Origin of the sequence: Enterobacter sp. EC_64, from assembly GCF_019584165.1 — a bacterium.
Taxonomy (GTDB): Bacteria; Pseudomonadota; Gammaproteobacteria; order Enterobacterales; family Enterobacteriaceae; genus Enterobacter; species Enterobacter roggenkampii.
This window is the reverse complement of record NZ_VDAS01000018.1, coordinates 18,993-45,275: the sequence shown is the minus strand read 5'-3', so window position 1 is coordinate 45,275 and position 26,283 is coordinate 18,993. Positions and strand designations below refer to the sequence as shown.

At 55.2% G+C, this 26,283-nt stretch carries 23 protein-coding genes; 15 read left to right on the top strand and 8 right to left on the bottom strand.

Annotation, left to right across the window (positions count from 1 at the left end):
• The first annotated feature begins 23 nt into the window (after nucleotides 1-23).
• The 5 genes from FHC52_RS15320 (at nucleotide 24) to FHC52_RS15300 (ending at nucleotide 5,836) form a co-directional block, all read left to right on the top strand.
• Nucleotides 24-350: a YnfA family protein gene (locus tag FHC52_RS15320; protein WP_021241222.1), complete on the top strand. Its 327-nt coding sequence runs from the start codon at nucleotides 24-26 to the stop codon at nucleotides 348-350.
• 110 nt (nucleotides 351-460) lie between these two features.
• Nucleotides 461-1,675 (top strand): starvation-sensing protein RspA, encoded by a 1,215-nt coding sequence (rspA, locus tag FHC52_RS15315; protein WP_039025374.1) that lies wholly within the window; start codon nucleotides 461-463, stop codon nucleotides 1,673-1,675.
• Nucleotides 1,676-1,689: 14 nt separating this feature from the next.
• Nucleotides 1,690-2,709, top strand: a complete 1,020-nt coding sequence (locus tag FHC52_RS15310; protein WP_025911408.1) for a Zn-dependent oxidoreductase — start codon at nucleotides 1,690-1,692, stop codon at nucleotides 2,707-2,709.
• Nucleotides 2,710-2,782: 73 nt separating this feature from the next.
• Nucleotides 2,783-4,150: an MFS transporter gene (locus FHC52_RS15305; protein WP_220420135.1), complete on the top strand. Its 1,368-nt coding sequence runs from the start codon at nucleotides 2,783-2,785 to the stop codon at nucleotides 4,148-4,150.
• Nucleotides 4,151-4,372: 222 nt separating this feature from the next.
• On the top strand, nucleotides 4,373-5,836 hold the full coding sequence (locus FHC52_RS15300) for a mannitol dehydrogenase family protein (RefSeq protein WP_220420134.1): 1,464 nt from the start codon (nucleotides 4,373-4,375) through the stop codon (nucleotides 5,834-5,836).
• Nucleotides 5,837-5,879: 43 nt separating this feature from the next.
• On the opposite strand, the gene ydfZ is transcribed toward FHC52_RS15300, so the two are convergent.
• Nucleotides 5,880-6,083 (bottom strand): putative selenium delivery protein YdfZ, encoded by a 204-nt coding sequence (gene ydfZ, locus FHC52_RS15295; RefSeq protein ID WP_014883679.1) that lies wholly within the window; start codon nucleotides 6,081-6,083, stop codon nucleotides 5,880-5,882.
• Between the two features lie 287 nt (nucleotides 6,084-6,370).
• Between ydfZ and FHC52_RS15290 the strand changes: the two genes are divergently transcribed.
• Nucleotides 6,371-6,802, top strand: a complete 432-nt coding sequence (locus FHC52_RS15290) for a universal stress protein (RefSeq protein ID WP_095429056.1) — start codon at nucleotides 6,371-6,373, stop codon at nucleotides 6,800-6,802.
• A gap of 35 nt (nucleotides 6,803-6,837) precedes the next feature.
• On the opposite strand, the gene FHC52_RS15285 is transcribed toward FHC52_RS15290, so the two are convergent.
• Entirely contained in the window at nucleotides 6,838-7,524 is a 687-nt protein-coding gene (locus FHC52_RS15285; RefSeq protein ID WP_008502405.1) for a GntR family transcriptional regulator, read from the bottom strand.
• A 91-nt stretch (nucleotides 7,525-7,615) separates the two neighbouring features.
• On the bottom strand, nucleotides 7,616-8,362 hold the full coding sequence (gene ydfG, locus FHC52_RS15280) for a bifunctional NADP-dependent 3-hydroxy acid dehydrogenase/3-hydroxypropionate dehydrogenase YdfG (RefSeq protein WP_021241307.1): 747 nt from the start codon (nucleotides 8,360-8,362) through the stop codon (nucleotides 7,616-7,618).
• Between the two features lie 142 nt (nucleotides 8,363-8,504).
• Here ydfG and dcp point away from each other — a divergent pair, with 142 nt between their 5' ends.
• Nucleotides 8,505-10,538, top strand: a complete 2,034-nt coding sequence (gene dcp, locus FHC52_RS15275; protein ID WP_220420133.1) for a peptidyl-dipeptidase Dcp — start codon at nucleotides 8,505-8,507, stop codon at nucleotides 10,536-10,538.
• Nucleotides 10,539-10,840: 302 nt separating this feature from the next.
• Nucleotides 10,841-13,423 (top strand): EAL domain-containing protein, encoded by a 2,583-nt coding sequence (locus tag FHC52_RS15270; protein WP_220420140.1) that lies wholly within the window; start codon nucleotides 10,841-10,843, stop codon nucleotides 13,421-13,423.
• A gap of 117 nt (nucleotides 13,424-13,540) precedes the next feature.
• Here FHC52_RS15270 and uspF read toward each other — a convergent pair whose 3' ends face one another.
• The gene (gene uspF, locus FHC52_RS15265; protein WP_032651696.1) at nucleotides 13,541-13,975 is read right to left on the bottom strand and encodes a universal stress protein UspF; all 435 of its coding nucleotides are present in this window, start codon (nucleotides 13,973-13,975) and stop codon (nucleotides 13,541-13,543) included.
• Nucleotides 13,976-14,220: 245 nt separating this feature from the next.
• The gene (locus tag FHC52_RS15260) at nucleotides 14,221-14,892 is read right to left on the bottom strand and encodes an MgtC family protein (RefSeq protein ID WP_008502394.1); all 672 of its coding nucleotides are present in this window, start codon (nucleotides 14,890-14,892) and stop codon (nucleotides 14,221-14,223) included.
• Between the two features lie 454 nt (nucleotides 14,893-15,346).
• On the opposite strand from FHC52_RS15260, the gene FHC52_RS15255 reads away from it, so the two are divergent.
• Nucleotides 15,347-16,552, top strand: a complete 1,206-nt coding sequence (locus FHC52_RS15255; RefSeq protein WP_032651698.1) for an MFS transporter — start codon at nucleotides 15,347-15,349, stop codon at nucleotides 16,550-16,552.
• A gap of 20 nt (nucleotides 16,553-16,572) precedes the next feature.
• On the opposite strand, the gene FHC52_RS15250 is transcribed toward FHC52_RS15255, so the two are convergent.
• Nucleotides 16,573-17,562 (bottom strand): 2-hydroxyacid dehydrogenase, encoded by a 990-nt coding sequence (locus FHC52_RS15250; protein WP_008502392.1) that lies wholly within the window; start codon nucleotides 17,560-17,562, stop codon nucleotides 16,573-16,575.
• A 364-nt stretch (nucleotides 17,563-17,926) separates the two neighbouring features.
• Here FHC52_RS15250 and FHC52_RS15245 point away from each other — a divergent pair, with 364 nt between their 5' ends.
• The 5 genes from FHC52_RS15245 to FHC52_RS15225 all read left to right on the top strand — a co-directional run bounded on the left by FHC52_RS15245 (nucleotide 17,927) and on the right by FHC52_RS15225 (nucleotide 22,375).
• Nucleotides 17,927-18,682: a DUF4225 domain-containing protein gene (locus FHC52_RS15245; RefSeq protein WP_023327356.1), complete on the top strand. Its 756-nt coding sequence runs from the start codon at nucleotides 17,927-17,929 to the stop codon at nucleotides 18,680-18,682.
• A gap of 2 nt (nucleotides 18,683-18,684) precedes the next feature.
• Nucleotides 18,685-19,008, top strand: coding sequence for a hypothetical protein (locus tag FHC52_RS15240; RefSeq protein WP_008502390.1), 324 nt, complete (start codon nucleotides 18,685-18,687; stop codon nucleotides 19,006-19,008).
• A gap of 214 nt (nucleotides 19,009-19,222) precedes the next feature.
• The gene (locus tag FHC52_RS15235; RefSeq protein ID WP_063616965.1) at nucleotides 19,223-21,856 is read left to right on the top strand and encodes a YdbH family protein; all 2,634 of its coding nucleotides are present in this window, start codon (nucleotides 19,223-19,225) and stop codon (nucleotides 21,854-21,856) included.
• 2 nt (nucleotides 21,857-21,858) lie between these two features.
• Nucleotides 21,859-22,050: a YnbE family lipoprotein gene (locus tag FHC52_RS15230; protein ID WP_008502388.1), complete on the top strand. Its 192-nt coding sequence runs from the start codon at nucleotides 21,859-21,861 to the stop codon at nucleotides 22,048-22,050.
• 7 nt (nucleotides 22,051-22,057) lie between these two features.
• On the top strand, nucleotides 22,058-22,375 hold the full coding sequence (locus FHC52_RS15225; RefSeq protein WP_008502387.1) for a YdbL family protein: 318 nt from the start codon (nucleotides 22,058-22,060) through the stop codon (nucleotides 22,373-22,375).
• On the opposite strand, the gene feaR is transcribed toward FHC52_RS15225, so the two are convergent.
• Nucleotides 22,376-23,284 (bottom strand): transcriptional regulator FeaR, encoded by a 909-nt coding sequence (gene feaR / locus FHC52_RS15220; protein ID WP_021241324.1) that lies wholly within the window; start codon nucleotides 23,282-23,284, stop codon nucleotides 22,376-22,378.
• Between the two features lie 241 nt (nucleotides 23,285-23,525).
• Here feaR and FHC52_RS15215 point away from each other — a divergent pair, with 241 nt between their 5' ends.
• Nucleotides 23,526-25,025, top strand: a complete 1,500-nt coding sequence (locus FHC52_RS15215) for an aldehyde dehydrogenase family protein (protein ID WP_063616966.1) — start codon at nucleotides 23,526-23,528, stop codon at nucleotides 25,023-25,025.
• An 88-nt stretch (nucleotides 25,026-25,113) separates the two neighbouring features.
• Here the strand turns inward: FHC52_RS15215 and FHC52_RS15210 are convergent, their stop codons facing one another.
• Entirely contained in the window at nucleotides 25,114-26,220 is a 1,107-nt protein-coding gene (locus FHC52_RS15210) for a GGDEF domain-containing protein (RefSeq protein ID WP_220420132.1), read from the bottom strand.
• Nucleotides 26,221-26,283 lie beyond the last annotated feature (63 nt).

The following is a 26,283-nucleotide window of genomic DNA, read 5'->3' as shown; positions in this document are numbered from 1 at the left end:
TAAATCCTCACCTGACGTGAAATATGCTTAAAACGACGCTGCTTTTTTTTGCGACTGCGCTGTGTGAAATCATCGGTTGCTTCCTGCCCTGGCTCTGGCTCAAAAAGGGTGGATCCGTATTGCTGCTCATTCCGGCAAGCGTTGCGCTGGCCCTGTTTGTCTGGCTGTTAACGCTGCATCCGGCGGCCAGCGGGCGCGTTTACGCGGCTTACGGCGGCGTCTATGTCTGCACGGCGCTGCTGTGGCTGCGCGTGGTGGACGGCGTCAAGCTCAGCGCATACGACTGGGCCGGGGCGCTGATTGCCCTGTGCGGTATGCTGATTATTGTGGCGGGATGGGGCCGCGCATGAGCCCCCGGTTTTGTGATCGTTAGCTTATTTTACGATCATTATACTTGTATGGTAGTAGTGTAGTTGCGTAAATTTCCGGCATCACAACGAACGATGTAAGGAAAGGAATTATGAAGATTGTCGCGGCTGACGTGTTTGTTACCTGCCCGGGGCGGAACTTTGTCACCCTTAAAATCACCACCGATGAGGGGATTGTCGGCCTCGGTGACGCTACGCTAAACGGACGCGAGCTCTCCGTGGCCTCATACCTGAAGGATCACCTTTGCCCCCAGCTCATTGGCCGCGATGCGCACCGCATCGAAGACATCTGGCAGTTCTTCTACAAAGGTGCTTACTGGCGTCGCGGTCCGGTTACCATGTCGGCCATCTCCGCCGTGGATATGGCGCTGTGGGATATCAAAGCCAAAGCGGCCAACATGCCGCTCTACCAGCTGCTGGGTGGCGCCTCCCGGGAAGGGGTGATGGTCTACTGTCACACCACCGGCCACACCATTGACGACGTGCTGGAAGATTACGCCCGTCACAAAGAGATGGGCTTTAAGGCGATCCGCGTGCAGTGCGGCGTGCCGGGCATGAAAACCACCTACGGCATGGCCAAAGGGAAGGGGCTGGCCTACGAGCCTGCGACCAAAGGCGACTGGCCGGAAGAGCAGCTCTGGTCCACCGAAAAATACCTCGACTTCACGCCGAAGCTGTTCGACGCGGTGCGTAATAAATTCGGCTTCAATGAGCATCTTCTGCACGACATGCACCACCGCCTGACGCCCATCGAAGCGGCGCGCTTCGGCAAGAGCATTGAAGCGTTCCGCATGTTCTGGATGGAGGATCCCACCCCTGCGGAAAACCAGGCCTGCTTCCGCCTGATCCGCCAGCACACCGTCACGCCCATTGCGGTAGGCGAAGTGTTTAACAGCATCTGGGACTGCAAGCAGCTCATCGAAGAGCAGCTGATCGACTATATCCGCACCACCATTACCCACGCGGGCGGCATCACCGGGATGCGCCGCATCGCGGACTTCGCGTCGCTCTATCAGGTGCGTACCGGCTCGCACGGTCCGTCGGATCTGTCGCCCGTGTGCCATGCCGCGGCGCTGCATTTCGACCTGTGGGTGCCGAACTTCGGCGTGCAGGAATATATGGGCTACTCCGAACAGATGCTGGAGGTCTTCCCGCACAGCTGGCGCTTTGATAACGGCTATATGCATCCGGGCGACAAGCCGGGGCTGGGCATCGAATTTGATGAGAAGCTGGCGGCGAAATACCCGTACGATCCGGCCTATCTGCCGGTGGCCCGTCTTGAAGACGGCACGCTGTGGAACTGGTAAGCGAGGAGCAAACGATGAAAAGCGTAGTGATTCAACAGCCGAACGAACTGGTAATTGAAGAACGTCAACTCCCGGTACCTGGCGCAGGTGACGTCCGCGTCAGTATCAAGCTGGCCGGGATCTGCGGGTCGGATAGCCACATCTACCGCGGCCATAACCCGTTTGCGAAGTATCCGCGCGTCATCGGCCATGAGTTTTTTGGCGTGATTGACGCCGTGGGCGAGGGCGTTGACAGCGCGCGCCTGGGCCAGCGCGTTTCGGTCGATCCGGTAATCAGCTGCGGCCACTGCTACCCGTGCTCCGTGGGAAAACCGAACGTCTGCACCTCGCTGGTGGTGCTGGGCGTTCACCGTGACGGCGGCTTTAGCGAATATGCGGTCGTGCCCGCACAAAACGCCTGGCCCATTCCGGATGACATTCCTGATAAGCACGCCGTCATGGTTGAGCCCTTCACCATCGCCGCCAACGTAACGGGGCAGGCGAAACCGACTGAACAGGACGTCGCGCTGATATATGGCGCCGGGCCGATGGGGCTGGTTACGGTTCAGGCCCTGAAAGGCGTCTATCAGGTGAAGCAGGTTATCGTGGTTGATCGCATAGACGAGCGTCTGGCGATGGCCCGGCGCAGCGGCGCGGATTGGGTCTTTAATAACGGCGAGCAGTCGCTGCAGGCCGCGCTGGAGGAAAAAGGCATCAAACCGACGTTAATCATTGATGCCGCCTGCCATCCCTCCATTTTGCAGGAAGCGATAACCCTGGCCTCACCGGCGGCGCGCATCGTGCTGATGGGGTTCTCCAGCGAGCCGAGCCAGATTGTTCAGCAGGGCATCACCGGCAAAGAGCTGGCGATCTTCTCCTCGCGCCTGAACGCCAACAAATTCCCTGTCGTTATCGACTGGCTGAAGAGGGGGCTGATCGACCCGGAAAAACTGATCACCCATACCTTTGACTATCACCACGTTAAAGACGCCATTGAACTGTTTGAGAAAGACCAGCGGCAGTGCTGCAAAGTTTTGCTCACGTTCGGCCAATAATCATTTACGCGGTTAAGCGCCTGCGCAGACAGGCGCTATGTGGTACGCATCTTACCTTTCAGAGATAGCCATTATGACGCAAGTACAACCTCAAAGAACCACATCCGATCTGGTGAAAGCCGCCGTTTCCGGCTGGCTGGGCACCGCCCTGGAATTTATGGATTTCCAGCTTTACTCGCTGGGCGCCGCTCTGGTCTTCCATGAGATCTTCTTCCCGGAACAGTCCGCCGCGATGGCGCTGATCCTCGCGATGGGCACCTACGGCGCAGGCTATATTGCGCGCATCGTCGGCGCCTTTATCTTCGGCAGAATGGGCGACAGCATTGGTCGTAAGAAGGTGCTGTTCATTACCATCACCATGATGGGGATCTGCACCACGCTGATTGGCGTCCTGCCGACCTACGCGCAGATCGGGATTTTTGCCCCCGTGCTGCTGGTGACGCTGCGCATTATTCAGGGCCTCGGTGCCGGGGCCGAGATCTCCGGGGCCGGGACCATGCTGGCGGAGTACGCGCCGAAAGGTAAACGCGGCATCATCTCCTCGCTGGTGGCGATGGGGACTAACTGCGGGACGCTGAGCGCAACGGCGATCTGGGCCATCATGTTCTTTGCCCTCGATCGTGAACAGCTGCTCGCCTGGGGCTGGCGCGTGCCTTTCCTCGCCAGCGTCGTGGTGATGATCTTCGCCATCTGGCTGCGTATGAACCTCAAGGAGAGCCCGGTCTTTGAGAAAGTGAACGATGTGCAAGCTGCGCAGCCGGACACCTCACTAGGTTCCATGGTGAAAAGCAAATCCTTCTGGCTGGCGACCGGCCTGCGTTTCGGCCAGGCAGGCAACTCAGGTTTGATCCAGACCTTCCTCGCGGGCTATCTGGTCCAGACGCTGCTGTTCGATAAGGCCATCCCGACCGATGCGCTGATGATCAGCTCCATTCTCGGGTTTATCTCCATTCCGCTGCTGGGCTGGCTTTCCGATAAAGTGGGGCGCCGTCTGCCGTACATTATCCTCAATATCTCCGCCATTATTCTGGCCTATCCGATGCTGTCGATCATCGTCGATAAGAGCTATGCGCCGGGGACGATCATGCTCTGCATCATCGTGATCCATAACTTCGCCGTGCTGGGGCTGTTTGCGCTGGAAAATATCACCATGGCGGAGATGTTTGGCTCGCGAAATCGCTTTACCCGTATGGCGATCTCCAAAGAGGCGGGCGGTCTCGTAGCGGTGGGCTTTGGTCCGGTACTGGCAGGGATTTTCTGCAATATGACCGGCTCCTGGTGGCCGATTGTCGCCATGATGGTGGCCTATTCCGTGATTGGACTGATCTCGGCGATCCTGATGCCGGAAGTGCGCGACCGTGATTTAAGCGCGGTGCAAGACGCAGCCGAGTCTGCGCCGAAAGAGACGGTCGGTTACGGTGCCGTCTCCTCGCGACGCTGATGGTTTATAGCTTGCGTTACCTGTCACACAACTTTGATTTTGTGTCACACCACATGAACAAAAGTTAATATAAATCAAAAACTCAAACGGCAGTATCAGTATGGTTGATGGCAGTTCACTTTTTTTACTCCAGCTACCATTCTAGTTGGTGTAGTCAGCAGGCGCTGCCGCTTCAGTATGGGCGGCAGCGATCCACAGCTTTCTAATTAACGAGTCTTAATCATGGAAAATACCTTATTACAGGCCAACGCGACGCTGCCACAGTACGATCGCGACAGCCTTAAAGCACGCATCGTTCATTTAGGCTTTGGCGCGTTTCACCGTGCGCATCAGGCAGTGTACGCCGACATCCTCGCCGCGGAACACGGTAGCGACTGGGGATACTGTGAGGTTAACCTGATTGGCGGCGAACAGCAGATTGCCGATCTGAACGCGCAGGATAATCTCTATACCGTGGCGGAAATGTCTGCCGATGCGTGGACCTCCCGCGTGGTTGGCGTGGTAAAAAAGGCGCTGCATGCGCAGGTTGACGGGCTGGAGACCGTGCTGGCCGCGATGTGCGAACCGCAGGTGGCGATTGTCTCGCTGACCATCACCGAGAAAGGGTACTGCCATTCCCCGGCGACCGGGCAACTGATGCTCGATCACCCTTTTATCGTCGCAGACCTGCAAAACCCGCACCAGCCGAAATCTGCGCCGGGTGTGGTCGTGGAAGCGCTGGCGCGGCGTAAGGCGGCGGGTCTGCCGGCGTTTAGCGTGATGTCCTGCGATAACATGCCGGAGAACGGTCACGTGATGCGCAATGTCACCTGCGCGTACGCCCGTGCGGTAGACGGTGAGCTGGCGGACTGGATCGAATCCCACGTTACTTTCCCGTCAACGATGGTGGATCGCATCGTGCCTGCGGTCACCCCCGACACGCTGAATAAAATTGAACAGCTTACCGGCGTGCGCGATCCGGCGGCGGTGGCCTGTGAACCGTTCCGTCAGTGGGTGATCGAAGATAACTTTGTGGCCGGCCGTCCAGCGTGGGAAAAAGCCGGAGCCGAGCTGGTGTCAGACGTGATCCCGTTTGAAGAGATGAAGCTGCGCATGCTTAACGGCAGCCACTCATTCCTGGCGTACCTGGGCTATCTGGCGGGCTATCAGCATATTAACGATTGTATGGAAGATGAAAACTACCGCATCGCCGCGCACGCCCTGATGCTTAACGAGCAGGCGCCTACGCTGAAGGTCAAAGGCGTCGATTTAGGACGCTATGCCGATCTCCTGATTGCCCGCTACAGCAACCCGGCCCTGCGCCATCGGACCTGGCAAATTGCGATGGACGGCAGCCAGAAGCTTCCGCAGCGCATGCTGGATTCCGTGCGCTGGCACCTGGTGCATCAGAAGCCTTTCCCGCTGCTGGCGCTGGGCGTGGCAGGGTGGATGCGCTATGTCGGCGGCGTGGATGAGCAGGGTAACGCAATTGACGTGAGCGATCCGCAGCTGGCAGTGATTCAGGCGGCGGTTAAAGGCAGTGCGGAAGGGGAAAGCCGGGTCAGGGCGCTGCTCGGCATCGAGGCCATCTTCGGCAAGGAATTACCGCGTGAAGCCGTCTTTGTTGATGCGGTGATGAAGGCATACCAGACGCTGCTGCAAAAGGGCGCGAAAGCAACCGTGGCGCAGTACGTGTCTCAACGGTAATTCACTACATGCCGCCGTTCGCGGCGGCATGTCTGCGCACCGTTTAGTGCATACCCAGGCGAATCAGCTCAATCGGTTCGAACTTACCTTCGCATCCTTCCACTTCAACCGTTTTGCTGCGGCGCACCTGCGCGGCATCCAGCCCGTCGCTGTGGATCGCTTTAATCACGCCAGTTTTACCTGTGCCGCTAATCATGACGCGGCTGCCGGTGGTGATTGCATTGCGGTTACGGTCGTATGTCATCATGGTATTTTCTCCTCTCTAACCTGTTCGTTACGGCGTTATTTCAGGGTTGCCGTTCACGGGGCATATAAATACGCCTGTCTGCATCAGATGTTTTTGTTTTTGATCAAACTCACACTTTTTTCTTTATTGCGTCGGGCGCTGACGGTTCACGACAGCAATTGACAAAGCAGACCGTTATTATCATTAACTGATAGTTTCAGCAGGGAAGCGTTGAGGGTTGGTTTATATTCCCGATGCCATTCTGGGTACAGGAAATAACCCTTTCATCGGAATAAGGAGCCAGGCTTATGTATAAGAAGATTTTGATGCCTGTTGATGTATTTGAAATGGATTTGAGCGACAAAGCGGTTCGCCACGCGGCTAACCTCGCGAAGGCCGAGGGCGCGACGATTACCCTGGTCAATATTCTGCCGACCAGCAGCCGATCCCTGCTGCGCGGTTTTAACGCCGATATTAAAAAGTTCGAAGAATATATGACTGAGGAATCCGGGAAGAAAATGAACGCCTTAAAAAGGCTGTTCGACATCTCGCCGGAGAAAATTGACAGCCTGGTTCGCTTTGGCAACGTCCGCGATGAAATTATCAAACTGAGCAAGGAAGGGGAATATGACGCGATCGTCATCGGGTCGAAAAATCCGGGCATCACCACCCATCTGCTGGGATCAAATGCGGAATCTATCCTGCGCTACGCAACCATTCCGGTGTTAGTCGTTCGCTAAATTCATCGCCGCGTCCGAAAGGGGGCGGCGTAATATTACTCTTCACTAAACCACTCGCTATTTTCCTGACGAATCAGCTGCACGGATTCGCTGATTTCCTGCAGATGCAGCGTCATCGCCTTTTCCACGCCGTCCGGGTCGCGTTTTTCCAGCGCGCTGAAAATATCATGATGCTGTCGGAGCAGCATTTCCGGCGGAGAGACGTGATCGAGACTCATATAACGCACGCGGTCGATGGTGGCCTTGATGTTTTCGATGGTGTCCCAGGCCAGCTGGCAATCCGCAATCTGCGCCAGCTTCTGGTGGAATTCATCATCAAGCTGGAAGAAATCATTCAGCTGCTTACGGTCAATCGCAATCCGCTGCTGATGCAGGTTTTGCTCCAAGAGGTAACACTGCTTGTCGTTGATAAGCGTTGCGGCACGGCGCGCCACCGCGCATTCAATGGCCTGGCGAACAAAACAGCCGTTGCGCACCTGAGAGAGTGAAATTTTGTTCACGTAGCTGCCGCGCTGCGGGCGGATCTGAATCAGACCGTTTTCCGCAAGCTTAATAAACGCTTCACGCACCGGCTGACGGGAAACGTCAAAACGCACGGACACCTCTTTTTCAGAAAGCGGCGTTCCCGGTGGGATCAGGCAATGGACAATATCACGTCGCAAAATGCGATAGATTTGCTGGTTTACGGGCTGGGTGGGATTGAGTTGTGATTCAGCGGCCATGAGTTGTCATTTCTCAGAGAGTTAGCCTGAACATACTACCATTCTTTTATAACCCGAAACAGACCCGGCCCGCAGGCCGGGAAGGGCAGCGTTAGCTACGATGGACGCTAAGCCCGGCAAAACTCTGGCTGACCGGCATCATTTCTACGGTATTGATGTTGACGTGTTTTGGCAGCGTCGCCACCCACCAGACCGTTTCGGTGACATCTTCCGGCGTCAGGGCGTTAGCGTTTTCATAGGTCTTGTCTGCTTTCGCGTCATCGCCTTTGAAACGCACGTTGGAAAACTCGGTGCCACCCACCAGGCCCGGCTCGATGTCGGTGACGCGAATGGCGGTGCCGTGCAGATCGGTACGCAGGTTAAGGCTGAACTGGCGCACAAACGCTTTCGTTGCGCCGTAGACGTTGCCGCCTGCATAGGGCCAGCTTCCGGCGGTGGAGCCGATATTGATAATGTGGCCACGATTGCGCTCAACCATGCCCGGCAGCACCGCGCGTGTCATATAGACCAGCCCTTTGTTGTTGGTGTCGATCATGTTTTCCCAGTCTTCAACGCTGGCTTTGTGGGCAGGCTCCATGCCCAGCGCCAGACCGGCATTGTTGACCAGCACGTCGATGGCGCGCCACTCGGCGGGCAGGTTGGCAATCATCTCTTCAATCGCCGCGCGGTTACGCACGTCCAGCTGCGCGGTCAGGATGCTGTCGCCTAATTCGTCCTTCAGCTCCTGCAGACGTTCCTGACGGCGGCCCGTTGCAATAACCTTGTGCCCGTTGGCGACGAAGCGACGCGTGATGCTTTCACCAAAACCTGCCGTTGCCCCGGTAACTAAAATAATCATCTCACTGTTCCTCAACGCTTTTTGTGTTTAACTAACATAGCACGGCCGCAGAGGGTGCGTTAAGGCAACATTTGTATGACAGCGTTGCAGGGGATGGCGGCCTGGCCTACTCTGGGAGGATACCCGTACTCAGGAGTGAAAGATGACGGCCACGAATCCTTTTTTTGACATCAGCCTGCTGCCTTACCAGGCCCCCCATTTTGATCAGATCAACGACAGCCACTATCGTCCGGCCTTCGATGAAGCCCTTCGCCAGAAGCGGGCGGACATTGACGCGATTGTCGCTCAGGCCGCTGCGCCTGACTTCACGAACACCGTGCTGGCGCTGGAGAAGAGCGGCGCCATGCTCTCGCGTGTCAGCAGCGTATTCTTCGCCATGACTTCCGCGCACACCAATCCGTATTTACAGGAGCTGGAAGAACAGTTCTCCACCGAGCTTGCCGCGCTGGCAAACGATATCTGGCTGAATGACGCGCTGTTTGCCCGCGTGGAGAGCGTCTGGCAGGACCGTGCCGCGCTGGACGCCGAATGCCGTCGTCTGGTCGAGGAGCTGTATCAGCGGTTTATTCTGGCCGGCGCGCGTCTGAATGAGACAGAAAAGGCCGAGCTGAAGGCGCTGAATACCGAAGCGGCCTCCCTGACCAGCCAGTTTAACCAGCGTCTGCTGGCTGCCGATAAGACCGGTGGGCTGGTGGTGGATTATGCGCACCAGCTTGACGGGCTCAGCGCAACGGAGATCGCTGACGCGGCACAGGCTGCCGCGGAGCGAGGGCTAAACGATCGCTGGCTGATCCCGCTTTTGAACACCACCCAGCAGCCCGCGCTTTCCGCGCTGCGCAATCGTCAGACCCGCGAAAACCTCTTCAACGCAGGCTGGACGCGTACCCAGAAAGGGGACGAAAACGACACCCGCGCGCTGATTCTTCGTCTGACGGCGCTGCGCGCGCGGCAGGCCCGTCTGCTGGGCTTTGAGGATTACGCCAGCTGGAGCATCGCTGACCAGATGGCGAAAACCCCGGCCGCCGCGCTGGAATTTATGCGCGGCATTGTGCCTGCCGCCCGCGCCCGCGCGGAACGCGAACAGGCCGATATTCAGAAAGTCATCGACGACGAGCAGGGCGGTTTCAACGTGGAGGCCTGGGACTGGGCCTTTTATGCGGAGCGCGTGCGCCAGGCAAAATATGCCCTCGATGAGTCGCAGATCAGGCCCTACTTTGCGCTCAATACCGTGCTGCAGGATGGCGTATTCTGGGCTGCCAGCCAGCTGTTTGGCATTCGCTTCGTCGAGCGCTTCGATATCCCGGTGTATCACCCGGACGTCCGCGTATGGGAAATTTTCGACCACACCGGCGAAGGCATGGCGCTGTTTTACGGTGACTTCTTTGCCCGTGATTCCAAGCAGGGCGGGGCATGGATGGGGAATTTCGTCGAGCAATCCTTCGAGTTTGCTGCCCGTCCGGTGATCTACAACGTCTGTAACTACCAGAAACCGGCGAATGGCGGTATCGCGCTTCTCTCCTGGGATGACGTAATAACCCTGTTCCACGAGTTTGGCCATACGCTGCACGGTCTCTTTGCCAGCCAGCGTTTCGCCACGCTTTCCGGCACCAATACGCCGCGTGATTTTGTTGAGTTCCCGTCGCAAATCAACGAGCACTGGGCCAGCCATCCTCAGGTGTTTACCCACTATGCGCGCCATTACGAAACCGGCGAACCGATGCCGGACGCGCTGCGGGAAAGCATGCTAAACGCGACCCATTTCAACAAGGGTTATGACATGACCGAACTGCTGGGTGCCGCGCTGCTGGACATGAACTGGCACGGCATCAGCGAGGCCGTTTTGAGCGTGGAGGATTTTGAAGCGGCAGCGTTGAAAAAAGAGGAGCTGGATCTGCCTGCCGTGCCGCCGCGCTACCGCAGCAGCTATTTTGCCCATATCTTCGGCGGCGGCTACGCGGCGGGGTATTACGCCTACCTGTGGACGCAGATGCTGGCGGACGATGGCTACCAGTGGTTTGTCGAGCAGGGCGGGTTGACGCGTGAAAACGGGCAAAAATTCCGCGAGGCCATTTTGTCGCGCGGGAACAGCACAGATTTAGCCGAACTGTATCGCAACTGGCGCGGGCACGATCCGAAGATTGAGCCGATGCTGGATAACCGCGGATTGAGCGAATAGAGTCAATGCCGTATGAATAAAAACCGGGCTTTACGCCCGGTTTTTTATACGCCTGTAACCGTTACAGCATAAAAACTAAGATTATGTTCTTTATAAATAAAACCGGCGAGGTTAAAGGTCACTCCCTCCGGGAGAAGTATTTAACCGAATTCAGGCTGTAAGAGAGCTAATAATTTGATCTGGATTGTAAAAATCAAATGTTCTTTAAGCTTAAGGGTTTTAACTATAAATTTTTATTATTCTTTGCCGATAAATAAAGGTGGCATAAAAATTGACGTATTAGCAGTATAAGAAGGCGAATGATGACCCTACCTCTGAACAATCCCGGTTTTACGGATGCCGAGCCTTCTAAGGGGCTGATAAATAAAACCTTTACCTATATAGTGACATTGTTGATAAGTATTTTCATTGCGGCAATAATTTCCCTGCTATTAATAAAAAATAATGTTAATAAAATCAGCGATAAGCACGATGAATTTTTGTTAAGGAAAGCCCTGGATTCCCGCCAGGAAAGCATGCGAAGTCACTTGAAAGATAATGCTGAATGGGGAGATGCCTACAAACATCTTCATTTGAACACTGACGTTCACTGGGCATGGGATAAGCAGAACCTGGGTAAGTCCCTGTATGACAACTTTGGCTACGAAGGGGTGTTTATTCTCTCCCCGGAAGGAACCACGCGATACAGCGTGCTTGACGGGAAACTGAAGCTTCAGGATCTCGGGCGCTGGTTAGATAAATCAACCAAGGAGCGATTACTCCGTGAGGTGAGCGTTAACAATGGATTGCCGGTTTCTATACTCACGCTTATCGATTCCGTTCCAGCCATTGTTTCTGCTGAATGGATAACAACGGGCGATGACGCGAGCGTGCAACCCTTGCCGGGGAAACCGTCGGTAATGGTGTTTGTAGACAAGTTAACGGCTAAAAAACTCCTCGCGATTGGGCAGGATGCCGGTATTAAAAATGTTCGTACGTCACCTGATGCAATCACTTCTCAAATAAACAATCAAACAGAATTTACCTTAAGCACCCAGAATGGTGATGTGCAAATTATCTGGGACGGTGAAAACCCCGGCCAGGCGTTGATTATTTATTTTTTACCATTACTCATTCTTTCAGTTATTCTGACGGTATCGTTGACGGTTATTCTCATGCGCCATATTATGCAGAAGGCGAGAATGCTTGACGAAAATACCTTTCTCCTCGAGCAGGCGCGGTTGAATCTTATCACCAGTGAAAAACGATTCCGGGACGTCAGTGAAACAACCAGCGACTGGTTCTGGGAAACAGATTTATCGTTAAAGATAACCTGGCTTTCAGGTCGTTTTTCTACAGTAACGGGATATGAAAATAGCAAATGGATAGGCCGCAGGCTGGATGAACTCTTTCCTACGTCACGCGGATTATTACAAGACTGTGTGAGGCTCAGGGAATTAACTGAACGCTTTGAATTTAAGAACTGTCCTTATATTCATGCACAACAATCTACGGCCTATTGCACGCTTCTGGCAAAGCTTTCTGCTCAGCCTGATGGAACGGTGGTTTTGCGAGGCGCGGCAACCGACGTTTCTCTGGAAGTTGAAGCAACTAAACGGGTGGAGTTCCTGTCACGTCATGATGAATTAACCGGTCTGCCGAACCGCTATCATATTAAGGAATTTCTGGCAGGCCAGTTGGCTAAAGAAGACCTTAACCATTATCCCTTTGCCATGATTTGCCTCGATTTAGACAAGTTTAAACCCGTCAATGATATTTTTGGGCACTCCACGGGGGATGCGCTGCTTGGCGAGGTCGCTTTACGTCTTAAAAATTGCGTTCGTCGAGGTGATTTTGTCGCACGGCAGGGAGGGGATGAATTTATGCTTCTTCTCGGCAATACCAGCCAAAAAGACCAGATTGATGAGGTGTGTCACCGCATCGTACAGGAACTCAACCGTCCTTTCTCCATTGAGGGTAATGATGTCGCAATAGGCGTAAGCATGGGGATTGCGCTGGCTCCCCTGGATAGCAGCAGCGCAAACGATCTTTTACGCTATGCCGATATTGCGCTTTACCAGGCTAAGCAATCCGGCAGAAACAGATGGGTCTATTATCGCCCGGATATGTCGGAAAAGTTAACTGAACGGAGAAAACTGGAACTCGAACTGAAAACCGCGATTCGCGAAGAGCAACTCTATCTGGTGTACCAGCCCCGTTATAACCTCCGATATTCTAAGATAGAGGCCGTCGAAGCGCTGGTACGTTGGCAGCACCCGCACCGAGGGACGATGATGCCCGATCAGTTCATCCCGCTGGCTGAAGAAACAGGTCTGATTATTAACCTCAGCAACTGGGTCATACGCAAAGCGTGTGCGGAGACAAAAGATAAATTGCCGGGGCTATCGGTATCCGTAAATATTTCCGCTATCGAATTCCAGGCAAGCGATCTTGCTGAAAGGATAAAAGAGATCCTGCACGAAACAGGGCTAGAACCTGACCGACTGGAAATAGAAGTGACGGAAAATGTCACGCTTTCCGATCCTGAAAAGACCTTGCATACCATGAAGGCTCTCAAAAAAATGGGCGTCCGTATTTTGATTGACGATTTCGGTACCGGCTATGCCTCTCTGAGCTATCTCCGGAAGTTTCAGTTTGATGGACTCAAGCTCGACAAGAGTTTTATTTTTACCCTGGCCGATTCGCCGCAGAACCAATCAGTCGTAGAAAAAATTATCGATCTGGGTAAGGCCTATTCAATGGCGGTCACTGCAGAAGGGGTGGAGACCACCGAACAGCTCTCTTTTCTTAAAAAAAATAGATGTGATGAAGTTCAGGGCTACTTGCTTGGAAAACCGGCCGCCATTACGGAATTAAATTTAAACGCAAACAGAATAGATCTTTAAAGTGTGCTTCCATCAGCTTCACACGCTTTACGCCGGGAAGCGAAAATGAAAAACCGGGCTTCTCGCCCGGTTTTTTGTCATCTGCTATCTGACCGTATACAGAGGCGCAAGCGCGTTCTATCTAACGACCAGCACAGGGCATTTCGCATGCCGCACCACTGCCGCAGCGTTCGAACCCAACAGATACGTCGATATGTCAGGTTTGTGGGAGGCAATGATAATCAGGTCGGCGCCGATTGTGTCAGCGAGCTTAAGGATTTGATCCTTAGGCGATCCCGTCACGGCGTGAGTCTGTATCTTATCTGCAGGAATTTTGAATTGCTTAACGATTTCATCCAGCTTTGCTAAGGCCGCGTGCTGGAACTCTTTCAGCTTCGGCATTTCGACCGAGTAGGCCAGGCCTAATGATGAATAATACGGAAGCGATGGAATGACAGTAAGAAAGTGAACTTTAGCTGTGTTAAGTGCGGTATGTGCCTGAACGAACGGGATAACCATGTGCGTCAGGCTATCCTCGGAAATGTCAATGGGAACCAAAATTGAGTTGTACATGTGTCCCTCCTGAGTGTTTTTCACACAATTCAGGGTAGACCGTTAATTTTAGGAAAACAGAGAGCAGGGTGTCATAACGGGGACAAATTTCGGTTATGTGATAGGCGTACAGTCGAACCTGTCCGTGATCTTGCCAACGTGGCGTGACAACGAACAGGGACATCCGGGGATGAATCTCTTCGCGTCACGGTCCGTTTTCTGCAAAACGGCAAAGCCTCAACCGGGCGCAATGCCCGGTATCGTGTTCATATTGCGTGGCAGCTTACGGAAGCCATAATTTTATTCCCGCCAATATTACCCATAATTAGCTCGAGTAATTTCCGGTATTCCTCACGGGTCATTACCTCGGCCCGTATTTCAGTTTTTCCTTCTGCTTGCGCCGTATCGCAATAAATGGCTTTCAGACTCAACGTCAACTCTTTCGCCATGTTGACCACACTCTGCCGCACCGCATCTTCATGCTCGTCATCACAGGTGATTTTCAGGACATAGCATTTTTCGCCTTCATGGATCGCGGGCAGTTGATTAATCCGTTGCGCAGCTTCGCGAAGCAGGATGTTGGCGCAGAGAATAATCACGCTGGCCATACCGGCATTCCAGAATTGACCTAATCCACATAGCACGCCAATTCCGGCCGAGCACCACAGCGTCGCGGCGGTATTAAGACCGCGAATATTCATTCCCTCACGCATAATAACGCCAGCGCCAAGAAAGCCTATTCCGGAGACAATCTGCGCTGCAATACGCCCCGGGCTATCGGGTGACGTCGAGAGGGAACTTAAAATAAACACGGCCGCACCCGTTGCAACCAGAGCATTGGTACGAAGCCCGGCCATACGCTGGCGCCACTGTCTTTCCGCGCCAATAATTGCGCCCAGCAGCATCGCTGCGAGCAGATGAGAGATATAAGGAAACATCAGCCTGTCGCCTGTTAACATGGTTACACGATAAGCGTCAGCGCTTCACAAAGCACAATATGACGCCGTTAAAACGCAAAGCATGTCAGCGCGAGGGCGGTGGAAAGAGTGAATGATGAAACATGAACATCGCGATGCCCCAAAAATTTGGTCGTTCTTAATGTATTGGGATGCAATCACGTCAAGAGGATTGCTGCCCACCTTTAAGGCAAGCAGCGAGAAAATCGCGTCAGCTTACCTTCGTATCGACGATAAAATGGCTTTCCAACGAAGGACTCCTGTGAAATTTTTTGCCAGTATAAGCAGGCGCAATAATGAGTAAAGTAAAAAAACAGCGCCCTTGATGTATTGTTTAAGTTTGCAGGGAATATTTTTCAGACGTCATCTGATTTTCAAAAATACCCGGTATACTGCATTTTGCTTATTTCAGGCAATAACAGGCAAGGCAGGAAGTATGTCTCTTCGTTCGCTGCGGGCGTTATGCCTGACAAGTTTTTTCATTGCTGATGTTCGTGATGGTCTGGGGCCTTTCCTCGGTATTTTCCTGACCGAACGCCGCTGGACCCCTGATGATATCGGCATTCTGATGACGGCCGGCGGGCTGGCGGGGTTACTGGCCACGCTGCCGGCGGGATTCATCACCGACACCTCCCGCAACAAGCGCGCTGTGCTCGCGCTGCTGTGCATTCTGATCACGCTCAGCACGCTTCTGCTCTGGTTTAGCCAGCAGAGCGGCGTTGTCGCCGTGTCGCAAGTCGTCACCGGTATCTGTGCGGCATTTGTCGGGCCGTTAATCGCCGGGATTACGCTGGGGTTGACCGGGCAGGGCGGGTTCAGCGCGCAGATGGGCAGAAACGAGGCGTTCAATCACGGCGGCAACTTTGTTACTGCACTGATCGCGGGCGGCATTGCGTGGTACTGGGGCGTGGGCGGGATTTTCCTGCTGATGACCAGCACCACGCTGCTAACGCTGTGTGCGCTGCTTGCCATTCGCAACAGCGATATCGATAACGACGCGGCGCGCGGGCTGTCCTCTTCAGCGAGCCTGCCGGTCCCCGGTTTTGCGGTGCTGATGAAAAACCGGGCGCTGTTTGTGACCGGGCTGACGCTGCTGTTGTTCCACCTGGCGAACGCCGCGCTGCTGCCGATGCTGAGCATGAGGGTTGCCGCAGCACCTGCCGCGATCAACCCCGGTTTGTATGCGGCAGGTACCGTCATCATTTCTCAGGCCGTGATGATCCCCGTCGCCATCTGGGCCTCGCGCCGGATCGAACACTATGGCTACTGGCGCTTGATTATGCTGGCGCTGCTGGTTATGCCGGTGCGTGCGGCGCTGGCGGCATCCACGGATGCGCCGTTAATGATGATCCCGGTACAAATTCTCGACGGCCTGGCCGCCGGGATCCTGGGTGTCGTCGTCCCGTCGTTTATTGTGGTGCTGCTGCGCGGAAGCGGGCACGTCAATGCCGGGCAGAGCGTGGTGATGTTGATGCAGGGAGTAGGGGCATCCATGAGTCCGGCATTAACCGGGACGATCGCCGGTCATTACTCGTTTGCGACGGCATTCAGTGTCCTGAGCGCGATTGCGCTGGCTGCCGTCCTGCTCTGGTGGCGCGTTGCGCACCGGAGCTGGGAAACAAACGCGCCGGGTGAGGCTTAGCCGCCCACCCGGCGTAGCACTTAAGCCAGCTCGTTAGGGCACGCTTCGCCCTTTTCCAGCTGCTGCAGGTTCCCCAGCGTGGTTTCTGAAATGCTGATCAGCGCTTCTGCCGTCAGAAACGCCTGGTGACCGGTAAACAGCACGTTATGGCAGGCAGAGAGGCGACGGAACACGTCGTCCTGGATGACGTCATTAGACTTGTCTTCAAAGAACAGATCGCGTTCGTTCTCATACACGTCCATCCCCAGCGCGCCAATCTTCTGGGTCTTCAGGGCTTCGATAGCAGCCTGAGAATCAACCAGTCCGCCGCGGCTGGTGTTGATGATCATCACGCCATCCTTCATCTGGTCAAACGCCGCCTGGTTAAGCAGGTGATAGTTTTCCGGGGTCAGCGGACAGTGCAGAGAAATCACGTCGGACTGCGAGAACAGGGTCGGCAGGTCGACGTACTCCACGCCCAGATCCAGCGCTGCGGCGCTTGGGTACGGATCGAATGCCAGCAGACGCATGCCAAAGCCTTTCAGAATGCGCAGGGCAGCCACGCCAATTTTACCGGTGCCGATTACGCCAGCGGTTTTGCCGTACATGGTAAAGCCGGTCAGCCCTTCCAGCGAGAAGTTGGCGTCACGGGTGCGCTGATAAGCGCGGTGAATACGACGGTTGAGGGACATCATCATGCCAATCGCATGTTCAGCCACCGCTTCCGGGGAGTACGCCGGAACGCGCACCACCTTCAGACCCAGCTCTTTTGCCGCGTCGAGGTCCACATTGTTGAAGCCCGCACAGCGCAGGGCGATGTACTTCACCCCCTGTTTTTTCAACTCTTCCAGCACCGGGCGACTGCCGTCATCGTTTACGAAAATGCAGACGCCTTCACAGCCGTGCGCCGTTTTGGCGGTTTTTTCGGACAGCAGAAAGTCGAAAAATTCAAGCTCAAACCCGTAAGCCTCGTTAACATGTTGCAGATACTTTTTGTCGTACTGCTTTGTGCTGTATACCGCGAGTTTCATAAGACTTTCTCCAGTGATTTTGCATTCACGTTAGCATGATTAAAATTATCTTACAATTTCTAAAATATTATTGAATTCAATAAGTTCTATCAATTATTCTAGAGCATATGTGCACCCTAACTCCATGATATTCATATCCACCGATTTCTTAAGCGGGACTGACACCAGCGACATGTCTGCTTGTTTTACTCTAAGGGGGCTATGGGGGAGACTAAAGTCACAACAAGTGCGTATGTTTGGGTAAGTGGTTTCCCAATGCTTGAAAATGTGACTACCTTTAGCTGTTAAAATGACGTAGCTCTTTGAATGTCCTAACATCGAAGGTAGTATTATTACTATCATTTTAAAATGACAGGGAGACCGAATGTACAACCATAATCGGGATAAAAGTCATTTCGAAGAGAAAGTCTTAGAGATTGAAAATCTTGCGCAGCGAATTGCCACAAAGCATTTGCTTTATGGTACCGCTGGTATGTTTTTTGAAACTCAACAACTTGTTGCTCACCTGAGAAGGGAGATCGAGTCGCATTGCTTGACCTGGTCAGGCGGGATTCAATTACTTGATGAACAGATACATCATCTTAAGGAACAGGATGATTTACTCACCTTCAATAAAGCTAAGTTATTTATTGTTGTTGAAAAAAACCGAACAACAACGACGACTTTAGCGCTTAAACAGATCGGTTTCGTTGCCGGTGGGGCGCAAGTGTATGGGGGCGCTAGTTTATGCGTCGGTTCGCTGGGTCTGGCCTGTGCTGCGTATGGTGCACCTATGATTACTCATGGGCTAAACAACATGTATGAAAATGGATACTATCTTCTTTATCGTGAGGATCGGTCTGGCACGCTAAGAGATGCTTATCGTTACGTAGCAGCGAAACTCGGCTATGGGAATAATGAAGCTGATATTGTCTATGGAGTAGTTGATATCTCTTTATCAGCCTATGGCGCGGGCAGGAGAGTACTGGCTCCCCGAGAAAAATCCTGGAGTCTGTTTCGCAACATTGAATCTGATTATATCAGAGGATGGCAAGAGGCTTCTAAAACAGCGATGGCTCTGGATTTAACCAGTGGAAGCGTCACAGGTTGGCAGATGTACCAGATAGCTAAAGAGAATTAATTATGTCGGAACAATTCGAGTTGTCATTAACCCCACCGATTCTACCTGCCGTATGCTATTTTATTGTATCTATTGTCGTTTTTTTCTTGTTGTACCTCGGGAAACTCAAGGTCAACAGGCTTCATAAATATCCTCTGTTCATTGCCTATACGCTATTTGTGATAGCCATCGCAGCCATTCAAATTAACGTTTTTGCCAACGGCTATGAGTTTGTTAGCGGTTTTTTACATATTGATTTTGATCCCTGGCGGTACGACTCGGTGTATTGGGGGTCATTGATATTCGCCATGCTTTACCTGCTGGCAATGCCACGGAATAGGTATTAATGTCGCAAATCTGCTCTGCGATTATTCTTGAACTTATGCGTAACCAATTGAACCGAAACTATATTCTTTAGGTTACGCATAGCAAAAAAATTACCGCTTACTATTACAGCATCTATTCTTAACTTGGCGTCAACTTCAACTCAACCGCTAAACATGCGACAATGATCGGCACTGCCGGCTTAATTCTTTCGCTAAATCAGGACATTAACTGCCCATGAAGGGTAAATACAAAGCCGCTCTTGCGCTTTTACTGCTGTTCATACTGTTGCCGCTGACGCTGCTGATGACGCTCGCCCAGTGGGTGCCGACGCTCGCCGGGATCTGGCTTCCCGTCGGGACGCGCATCGCGTTCGAAGAGAGCCCGAAACTGACTCGCCACGCGCTAGTGATCCCCGATCTTCGCTATCTGGTGGAAGACTGCGAAATTGCCCGCATCGATAACGTGACGCTGTCACATCCCAGCCGCTGGAAGCTGGATATCGGCGCGCTGGATCTTAACACCGTCTGCCTGAGCAAAATTCCCCAGTCGGCGCCCTCAACGGTCGCCCCGAAAACGCTGGCGCAATGGCAGGCAGTGTTACCCAATACCTGGCTCACGATTCACCGTCTGACGCTGTCGCCCTGGCAGCAGTGGCAGGGCGAGCTGCAGGCGTCGCTAACCCCGTCCAGCCAGGAGATCGCCTATAAAGGCGAGCAGGTCAGCATTAAAGGCACGCTTCGCGGTCAGACGCTCTCGGTCAGCCAGTTCGATGTTCAGCTTCCGGATCAGCCGCAGCCGATTAAGCTGGTGGGCGAGTTTACCCTGCCGCTGGTGCCGGACGGCGTGCCGGTGAAAGGCCACGCGGTGGCGACCTTTAACGTGCCACAGTTAACGTCTCTGGTCGATGCCGATCTCGACTGGGAAGACAATCAGGGACAGCTGGTGGTGATGGCGAGAGACAACCCCGATCCGCTTCTCGACCTGCCGTGGCAGATCACGGCGGAACGGCTCAACATCAGCGACGGGCGCTGGAACTGGGATCTCTCGGGTATGCCCCTGAGCGGGCGGGTGTCCCTTCGCGCCGACAACTGGCAGCAGGGGCTGGAGAAAGCCACCCTGACCGGACGACTGAACGTGTTGACGCAAGGCGATGCGGGTAAAGGCAACGCGGTACTGAATATTGGGCCCGGCAGGCTCAGCATGGAAAACAGCGACATGCCCCTGCACCTGAGCGGCGAGGCGAAGCAAAACGATCTCATTCTTTACGCCAAATTACCGGCAAAACTGACCGGCAGCCTGTATGAACCGCAGCTCGCTTTTGAGCCTGGCGCGCTGCTTCGCTCGCGCGGGCGCATCATTGACTCGCTCGATATCGATGAAATCCGCTGGCCGCTGGCGGGCGTGAAGCTCACCCGGAAGGGGGTGGACGGTCGTTTACAGGCGATTCTGCGCGCCCATGAAAACGAGATGGGCGATTTTGAACTCCACCTGGACGGTCAGGCCAACGACTTTTTACCCGATAACGGCCTGTGGCAGTGGCGCTACTGGGGCAAAGGTGGCTTTACGCCGATGCATGCCCGCTGGGATGTCGCCGGGAAAGGCGAGTGGCGCGACAACCTTATTGAGCTGACGGCGCTCTCCACCGGCTTTGACAAGCTTCAGTACGGCACGATGGAGGTCAGCACGCCGCGTCTGCTGCTGGATCGGCCTGTACGATGGCTGCGCGATGCCGAAAAACCAACCTTCAGTGGGGCGCTGTCGCTCAACGCAGGGCAAACCCGTTTCTCCGGCGGCAGCGTGTTGCCGCCCTCGGTCCTGACCTTCAGCGTCGACGGCACCGACCCGACGATTTTTCAGTTTAAGGGTGACCTCCATGCGGACAACATCGGCCCGGTACAGGTGAACGGACGCTGGGATGGCGTGCGCCTTCGCGGGCAGGCCTGGTGGCCGAAACAGTCCCTCACCGTATTCCAGCCGCTTATTCCGCCGGACTGGAAAATGACGCTGCGCGGTGGAGAGCTTTATGCGCAGGTCGCCTTCTCGGCGGCGGCCGATCAGGGCTTTGAAGCGGGCGGGCACGGAGTGCTGAAATCCGGCAGCGCCTGGATGCCCGATAACCAGATTAACGGCGTCGATTTTGTGCTGCCGTTCCGCTTCAGCGAGGGCACCTGGTCTCTGGGCACGCGCGGTCCGGTCACGTTGCGCATCGGTGAAGTGGTAAACCTGGTGACCGCGCGCAACATTACCGCGGATTTACAGGGCGATTATCCCTGGACGGAGGACAATCCGCTGCTGCTCACCAACGTGAAGGTGGAAACCCTCGGCGGGAAGATCACCATGCAGCAGCTGCGAATGCCGCAGCACGATCCGGCTCTGCTGCGGGTGGACAATATCTCCTCGAGCGAGCTGATTAGCGCCGTCAATCCGAAACAGTTCGCCATGTCGGGGCCGGTCAGCGGGGCGCTGCCGTTCTGGCTGGACAATGAAAAATGGATCATTAAGGATGGCTGGCTGACCAACCCGGGGCCAATGACGCTGCGCATCGACAAAGATACGGCCGACGCCATCGTGAAAGACAATATGGTCGCGGGCGCCGCGATTAACTGGCTCCGCTATATGGAAATTTCGCGTTCGTGGACGAGAATCAATTTAGATAACCTGGGTGAATTAACCATGCAGGCGACCATCAAGGGGACCAGCCGGGTCGATGGCAAAAGCAGCTCCGTCAACCTGAACTATACCCATGACGAGAATGTCTTTACCCTCTGGCGCAGCCTGCGTTTTGGAGACAACCTGCAAACCTGGTTTGAGCAACACGCGGCGATACCCGGTCTCCGCAGTTCGACTGGCAAGGAAAGTGAGGAATAACAATGAAAAAGATGGCTGGTGCGCTCACCGTTGCCGTTGCCGCGCTACTGTCCGGCTGTACGCCGCGCATTGAAGTCGCTGCGCCAAAGGAGCCGATTACCATCAACATGAATGTCAAAATCGAACATGAGATCCACATTAAGGTCGATAAAGACGTTGAAACCCTGCTGAAATCGCGCAGCGATCTGTTCTGAGGATGCCATGAAACGAGTAGCTCTGATTTTGCTGGCGCTGGGGATGAACGTGCAGGCGGCTACGCTCACCCTCAACGATGCCCGGGCCCAGGGGCGCGTGGGGGAAACCCTCAGCGGTTATCTGGCCCCGATTCAACAGGATGCCGAAACGCTGGCGCTGGTCAATCGCATCAACGCGGCGCGCACGGAAAGCTACCAGAAGCTGGCTGACAGCAATAATTTGCCGGTCGATGAAGTGGCCAAAATGGCAGGGCAAAAACTGGTTGCCCGCGCCCAGCCGGGCGAGTATGTGAAGGGCATTAACGGAAAATGGCTGAAAAAATAGCTAGCGGTAGCGCTTGCGGTATTCACCCGGCGAAACGCCAAAGCGCTGCTTAAACGCCGTTGAAAAATGGCTATGGTCGGTGAACCCCCAGCTGTAGCCAATGCCCGCCAGCTTTTCGTCATCACCGGCTGCGCGCAGCACCTCCGCGCAGCGATCCAGGCGGCGGTTTTTAATGTACTGCGCAACCACCAGCCCCTTCTCGGCAAACATACGGTAAAGGCTGCGCACGGACATTCCGCTCTCGGCGGCAATCCACTCCGGACGCAGCGATTCAGACTGAATGTGGTCGTCAATCAGCGCCACCACATGCTGGAACTGGCGCTCCTTACGCGGCTGAATGATTTCGCGCTGCTGGAAAGCGGGGCGCAGCAGGCAGATCATCGCTTCGAGCGCCGCTTCACTCTCCCGGTCACTCAGGCTGGCATTGCTCATGCTCTCCATCAACAGGCGATGGCTCAGCTGCACCGTGGGCAGCGTGCGGGAAAGGGCGGTGGCGCAGCTTATCTCCTGAAAACGGCACTGCTGCTCAATAATCTGACGGGGAACCAGGAGCGAAATCTGGCGGGATTTTTCCTGCCAGTTGATCGAGCAGGGGCGTGAGGCGTCAATCAGCGTGATATCCCCGGTTCTGAGTACCGCGCGACGGTCATCCTGCTCAATCTCCGCGCTGCCTTCGAGCTGAAACACGGTATAGAACCAGGCATCGTTACTCTGTTTGATCTCCTCACGGGAGCGGAACAGGTTGACACCACCGGCGGTGACGGTGCTGAGCTTCAGGCTGCGCGCATAGCTGGTCTCCAGCTCGCCGTAGAATCTGCCCCCGGTGGGCTGCGCGTTAAAACGCCCGCAAACCTGGTTAATTTGCGCCAGCCACTGCTGATACTGTTCCTGCTCGCTTGCACACGCCATCGTTTCTCTCACTGCACCGTCAACGTTTTCGCATTGTTGCATTTGTGTTGCATTTTGTCAGAGCTATGAGGCTGACTATAGGAAAGAACACTCACCGGTAACAGCGATATAAGCGGCAATTATCGCGATTTGCGGCGCCTGTCACAGGTGGCAAAGCGAATGTCACAGAGACAAAAGCGAGAATGCAAAACCCCTCTTAGACTGGATTAACACCCTGAGAAGAATAACGAAGGAGTATCCTATGTCTGAATCACTGGTGGCTATTCAGCCTGCCGTGCAACAATTTTTAGACCGACAGCATGGCCTGTGGATTGAAGGGCGTCAGGCCGCGTCGGACAGTGAAAAGCGGCTTAATGTCTACAACCCGGCCACGGGCGAGGTGATTGCCTCAACTGCCGATGCCAGCGTCGACGACGTTGATCGTGCCGTCATGTCCGGCTGGCGCGCCTTTGTGGCCCGTACCTGGGCCGGAAAGCTCCCGGCGGAGCGCGAGCGGATCCTGCTCCATTTCGCCGATCTCGTCGAACAGCACGGCGAGGAGCTGGCTCAGCTTGAAACGCTGGAGCAGGGCAAGTCCATCAACATCTCCCGTGCCTTTGAAGTCGGCTGCACCCTGAACTGGATGCGCTATACCGCCGGGCTGACCACCAAAATTGCGGGCAAAACCCTCGATCTCTCCATCCCGCTACCGCAGGGGGCACGCTATCAGGCGTGGACGCGTAAAGAGCCGGTTGGCGTGGTGGCCGGAATTGTGCCCTGGAACTTCCCGCTGATGATTGGCATGTGGAAAGTGATGCCAGCGCTGGCCGCGGGCTGCTCTATCGTCATTAAGCCGTCGGAAACCACGCCGCTGACCCTGCTGCGCGTGGCGGAACTCGCCAGTGAAGCGGGCATCCCGGACGGGGTGTTCAACGTGGTGACCGGCAGCGGCGCGGTGTGTGGTGCAGCGCTGACCTCGCATCCGCATATCGCGAAGGTGAGCTTTACCGGCTCAACGGCGACGGGTAAGCAAATTGCCCGCGCGGCGGCGGATACGCTCACCGGCGTGACCCTGGAGCTCGGTGGGAAAAACCCGGCCATCGTGCTGAAGGATGCGGACCCCGCGTGGGTGATCGAAGGCCTGATGACCGGCAGCTTCCTGAACCAGGGGCAGGTGTGCGCGGCCAGCTCGCGTATCTACATAGAGGCGCCGCTGTTTGACACGCTGGTCGGTGGGTTCGAACAGGCGGTGAAATCCCTGAGCGTCGGGCCGGGCATGTCGCCGAAGGCGTTTATCAACCCGCTGGTGTCGCGTGCGCACTGCGACAAGGTGCAGTCTTTCCTTGATGAGGCGACGTCGCGCAACGCGGAGCTGATCGTCGGTAACCGTGGTCCGGAGGGCAAAGGCTATTACGTGTCGCCGACGCTGGTGGTGAACCCGGATGCCTCGCTGCGGCTCACCCGCGAAGAAGTATTCGGTCCGGTGGTCAACCTGGTACGTGTCGCCGACGGGGAAGAGGCGCTCCAGCTGGCAAACGACACCGAATATGGCCTGACGGCCAGCGTCTGGACGCAGAATATCAGCAAGGCGCTGGAGTACACCGACAGGCTGCAGGCGGGCACCGTGTGGGTGAACAGCCATACGCTGATCGACGCCAACCTGCCGTTCGGCGGGATGAAGCAGTCCGGGACAGGGCGTGACTTCGGTCCGGACTGGCTGGACGGCTGGTGTGAAACCAAGTCGGTGTGCGTGCGGTATTAAAAAGCAAGCCGGGTGGCGGCTACGCCTTACCCGGCCTACAACGACTCGAACCGTAGGCCGGGTAAGCGCAGCGCCACCCGGCTTTTATCTACAGCGACCACCGATCCCGCCCGGCCTCTTTCGCCCGATACAGCGCCGCATCGGCGCGGGCGATAATCTCGGTGCCCGCGAGTCCCCCCGCCATCCCCGCAATCCCCATGCTCACGGTGACATGGTCGCTGACCGTCGAGGCGCCGTGCGGTATGGCCTCTGCGCGAAGGCCGTCCTGGATACGCAGGGCGACCTTTTCAGCGATGTTCTCCGGGCAATTAAACAGAATCACCAGAAACTCTTCGCCGCCGTAGCGTGACACCACATCCTCAGGTGTGCGCACCGACTGCTTAAGCACGCGCGCCACGCGCGTCAGACAGTCATCACCCGCCTGGTGCCCGTAGGTGTCGTTGTAGCGCTTGAAGTAGTCGATATCCAGCATAATCAGCGAGAAGGGCTTCTTCTGCTCAACCGCGTTCTCCAGCACCACCTCCATTTTCCGTCGATTGGCGGTTTTGGTTAACGGGTCCTGATGCGCCAGCGCATCCAGCCGCGAAATCAGCAGCTGATTCTGCTGGTTACGTCGCCAGGCTTCGTCAAACCAGCTCAGCAGAATAAAACGCCCGCAGATCAGGATCAGCGTAAAGACGCTCCAGATAACAACGAAGTGAAGGTTGAGACCATCGTTTCGTATCCAGCTTGCTATCGGCAGGGTGATCCAGAGCGGGAGCACAAAGGCGAGCAGCCCTTCAGGGTAGAAATAGAGCGCCGTCAAACCGGCGAGTAACAGAATAACGCACAACGGCCAGACGTGCGGGAGCAGCAGCTGGGTGATAAACCAGAAGCAGGAGACCGACCAGATGGCGCTGCAGATAAACAACACCACGCTGATGCCGGCGATGCGCCGCCAGGCCATAAGGATCAGCGCAGCCGAGAGGATAACAATACCGAGCATGGAGGCATCGACGATTCTCGTCAGCTGCGGCGAGTGGGGATAAAGGGGATCGCTGGCCTTAAGCAGAACGTGTCGCAGCAGAATCATCACCGCGAAGCTGATATTGACGAAGGCCAGCCACGGCAGGTTCATCGCCAGTCCATGCATGACCATGGCCTGGCGCGTTGGCCAGGTTGCCCGTTCCAGCGTCGGTTTTTTTCTTTTTTCCATAAAGCCCTTTCCCGTCCGGGGGATAAATCATGCAGGTGAGATATCAGTAACTATAAGCAAGCC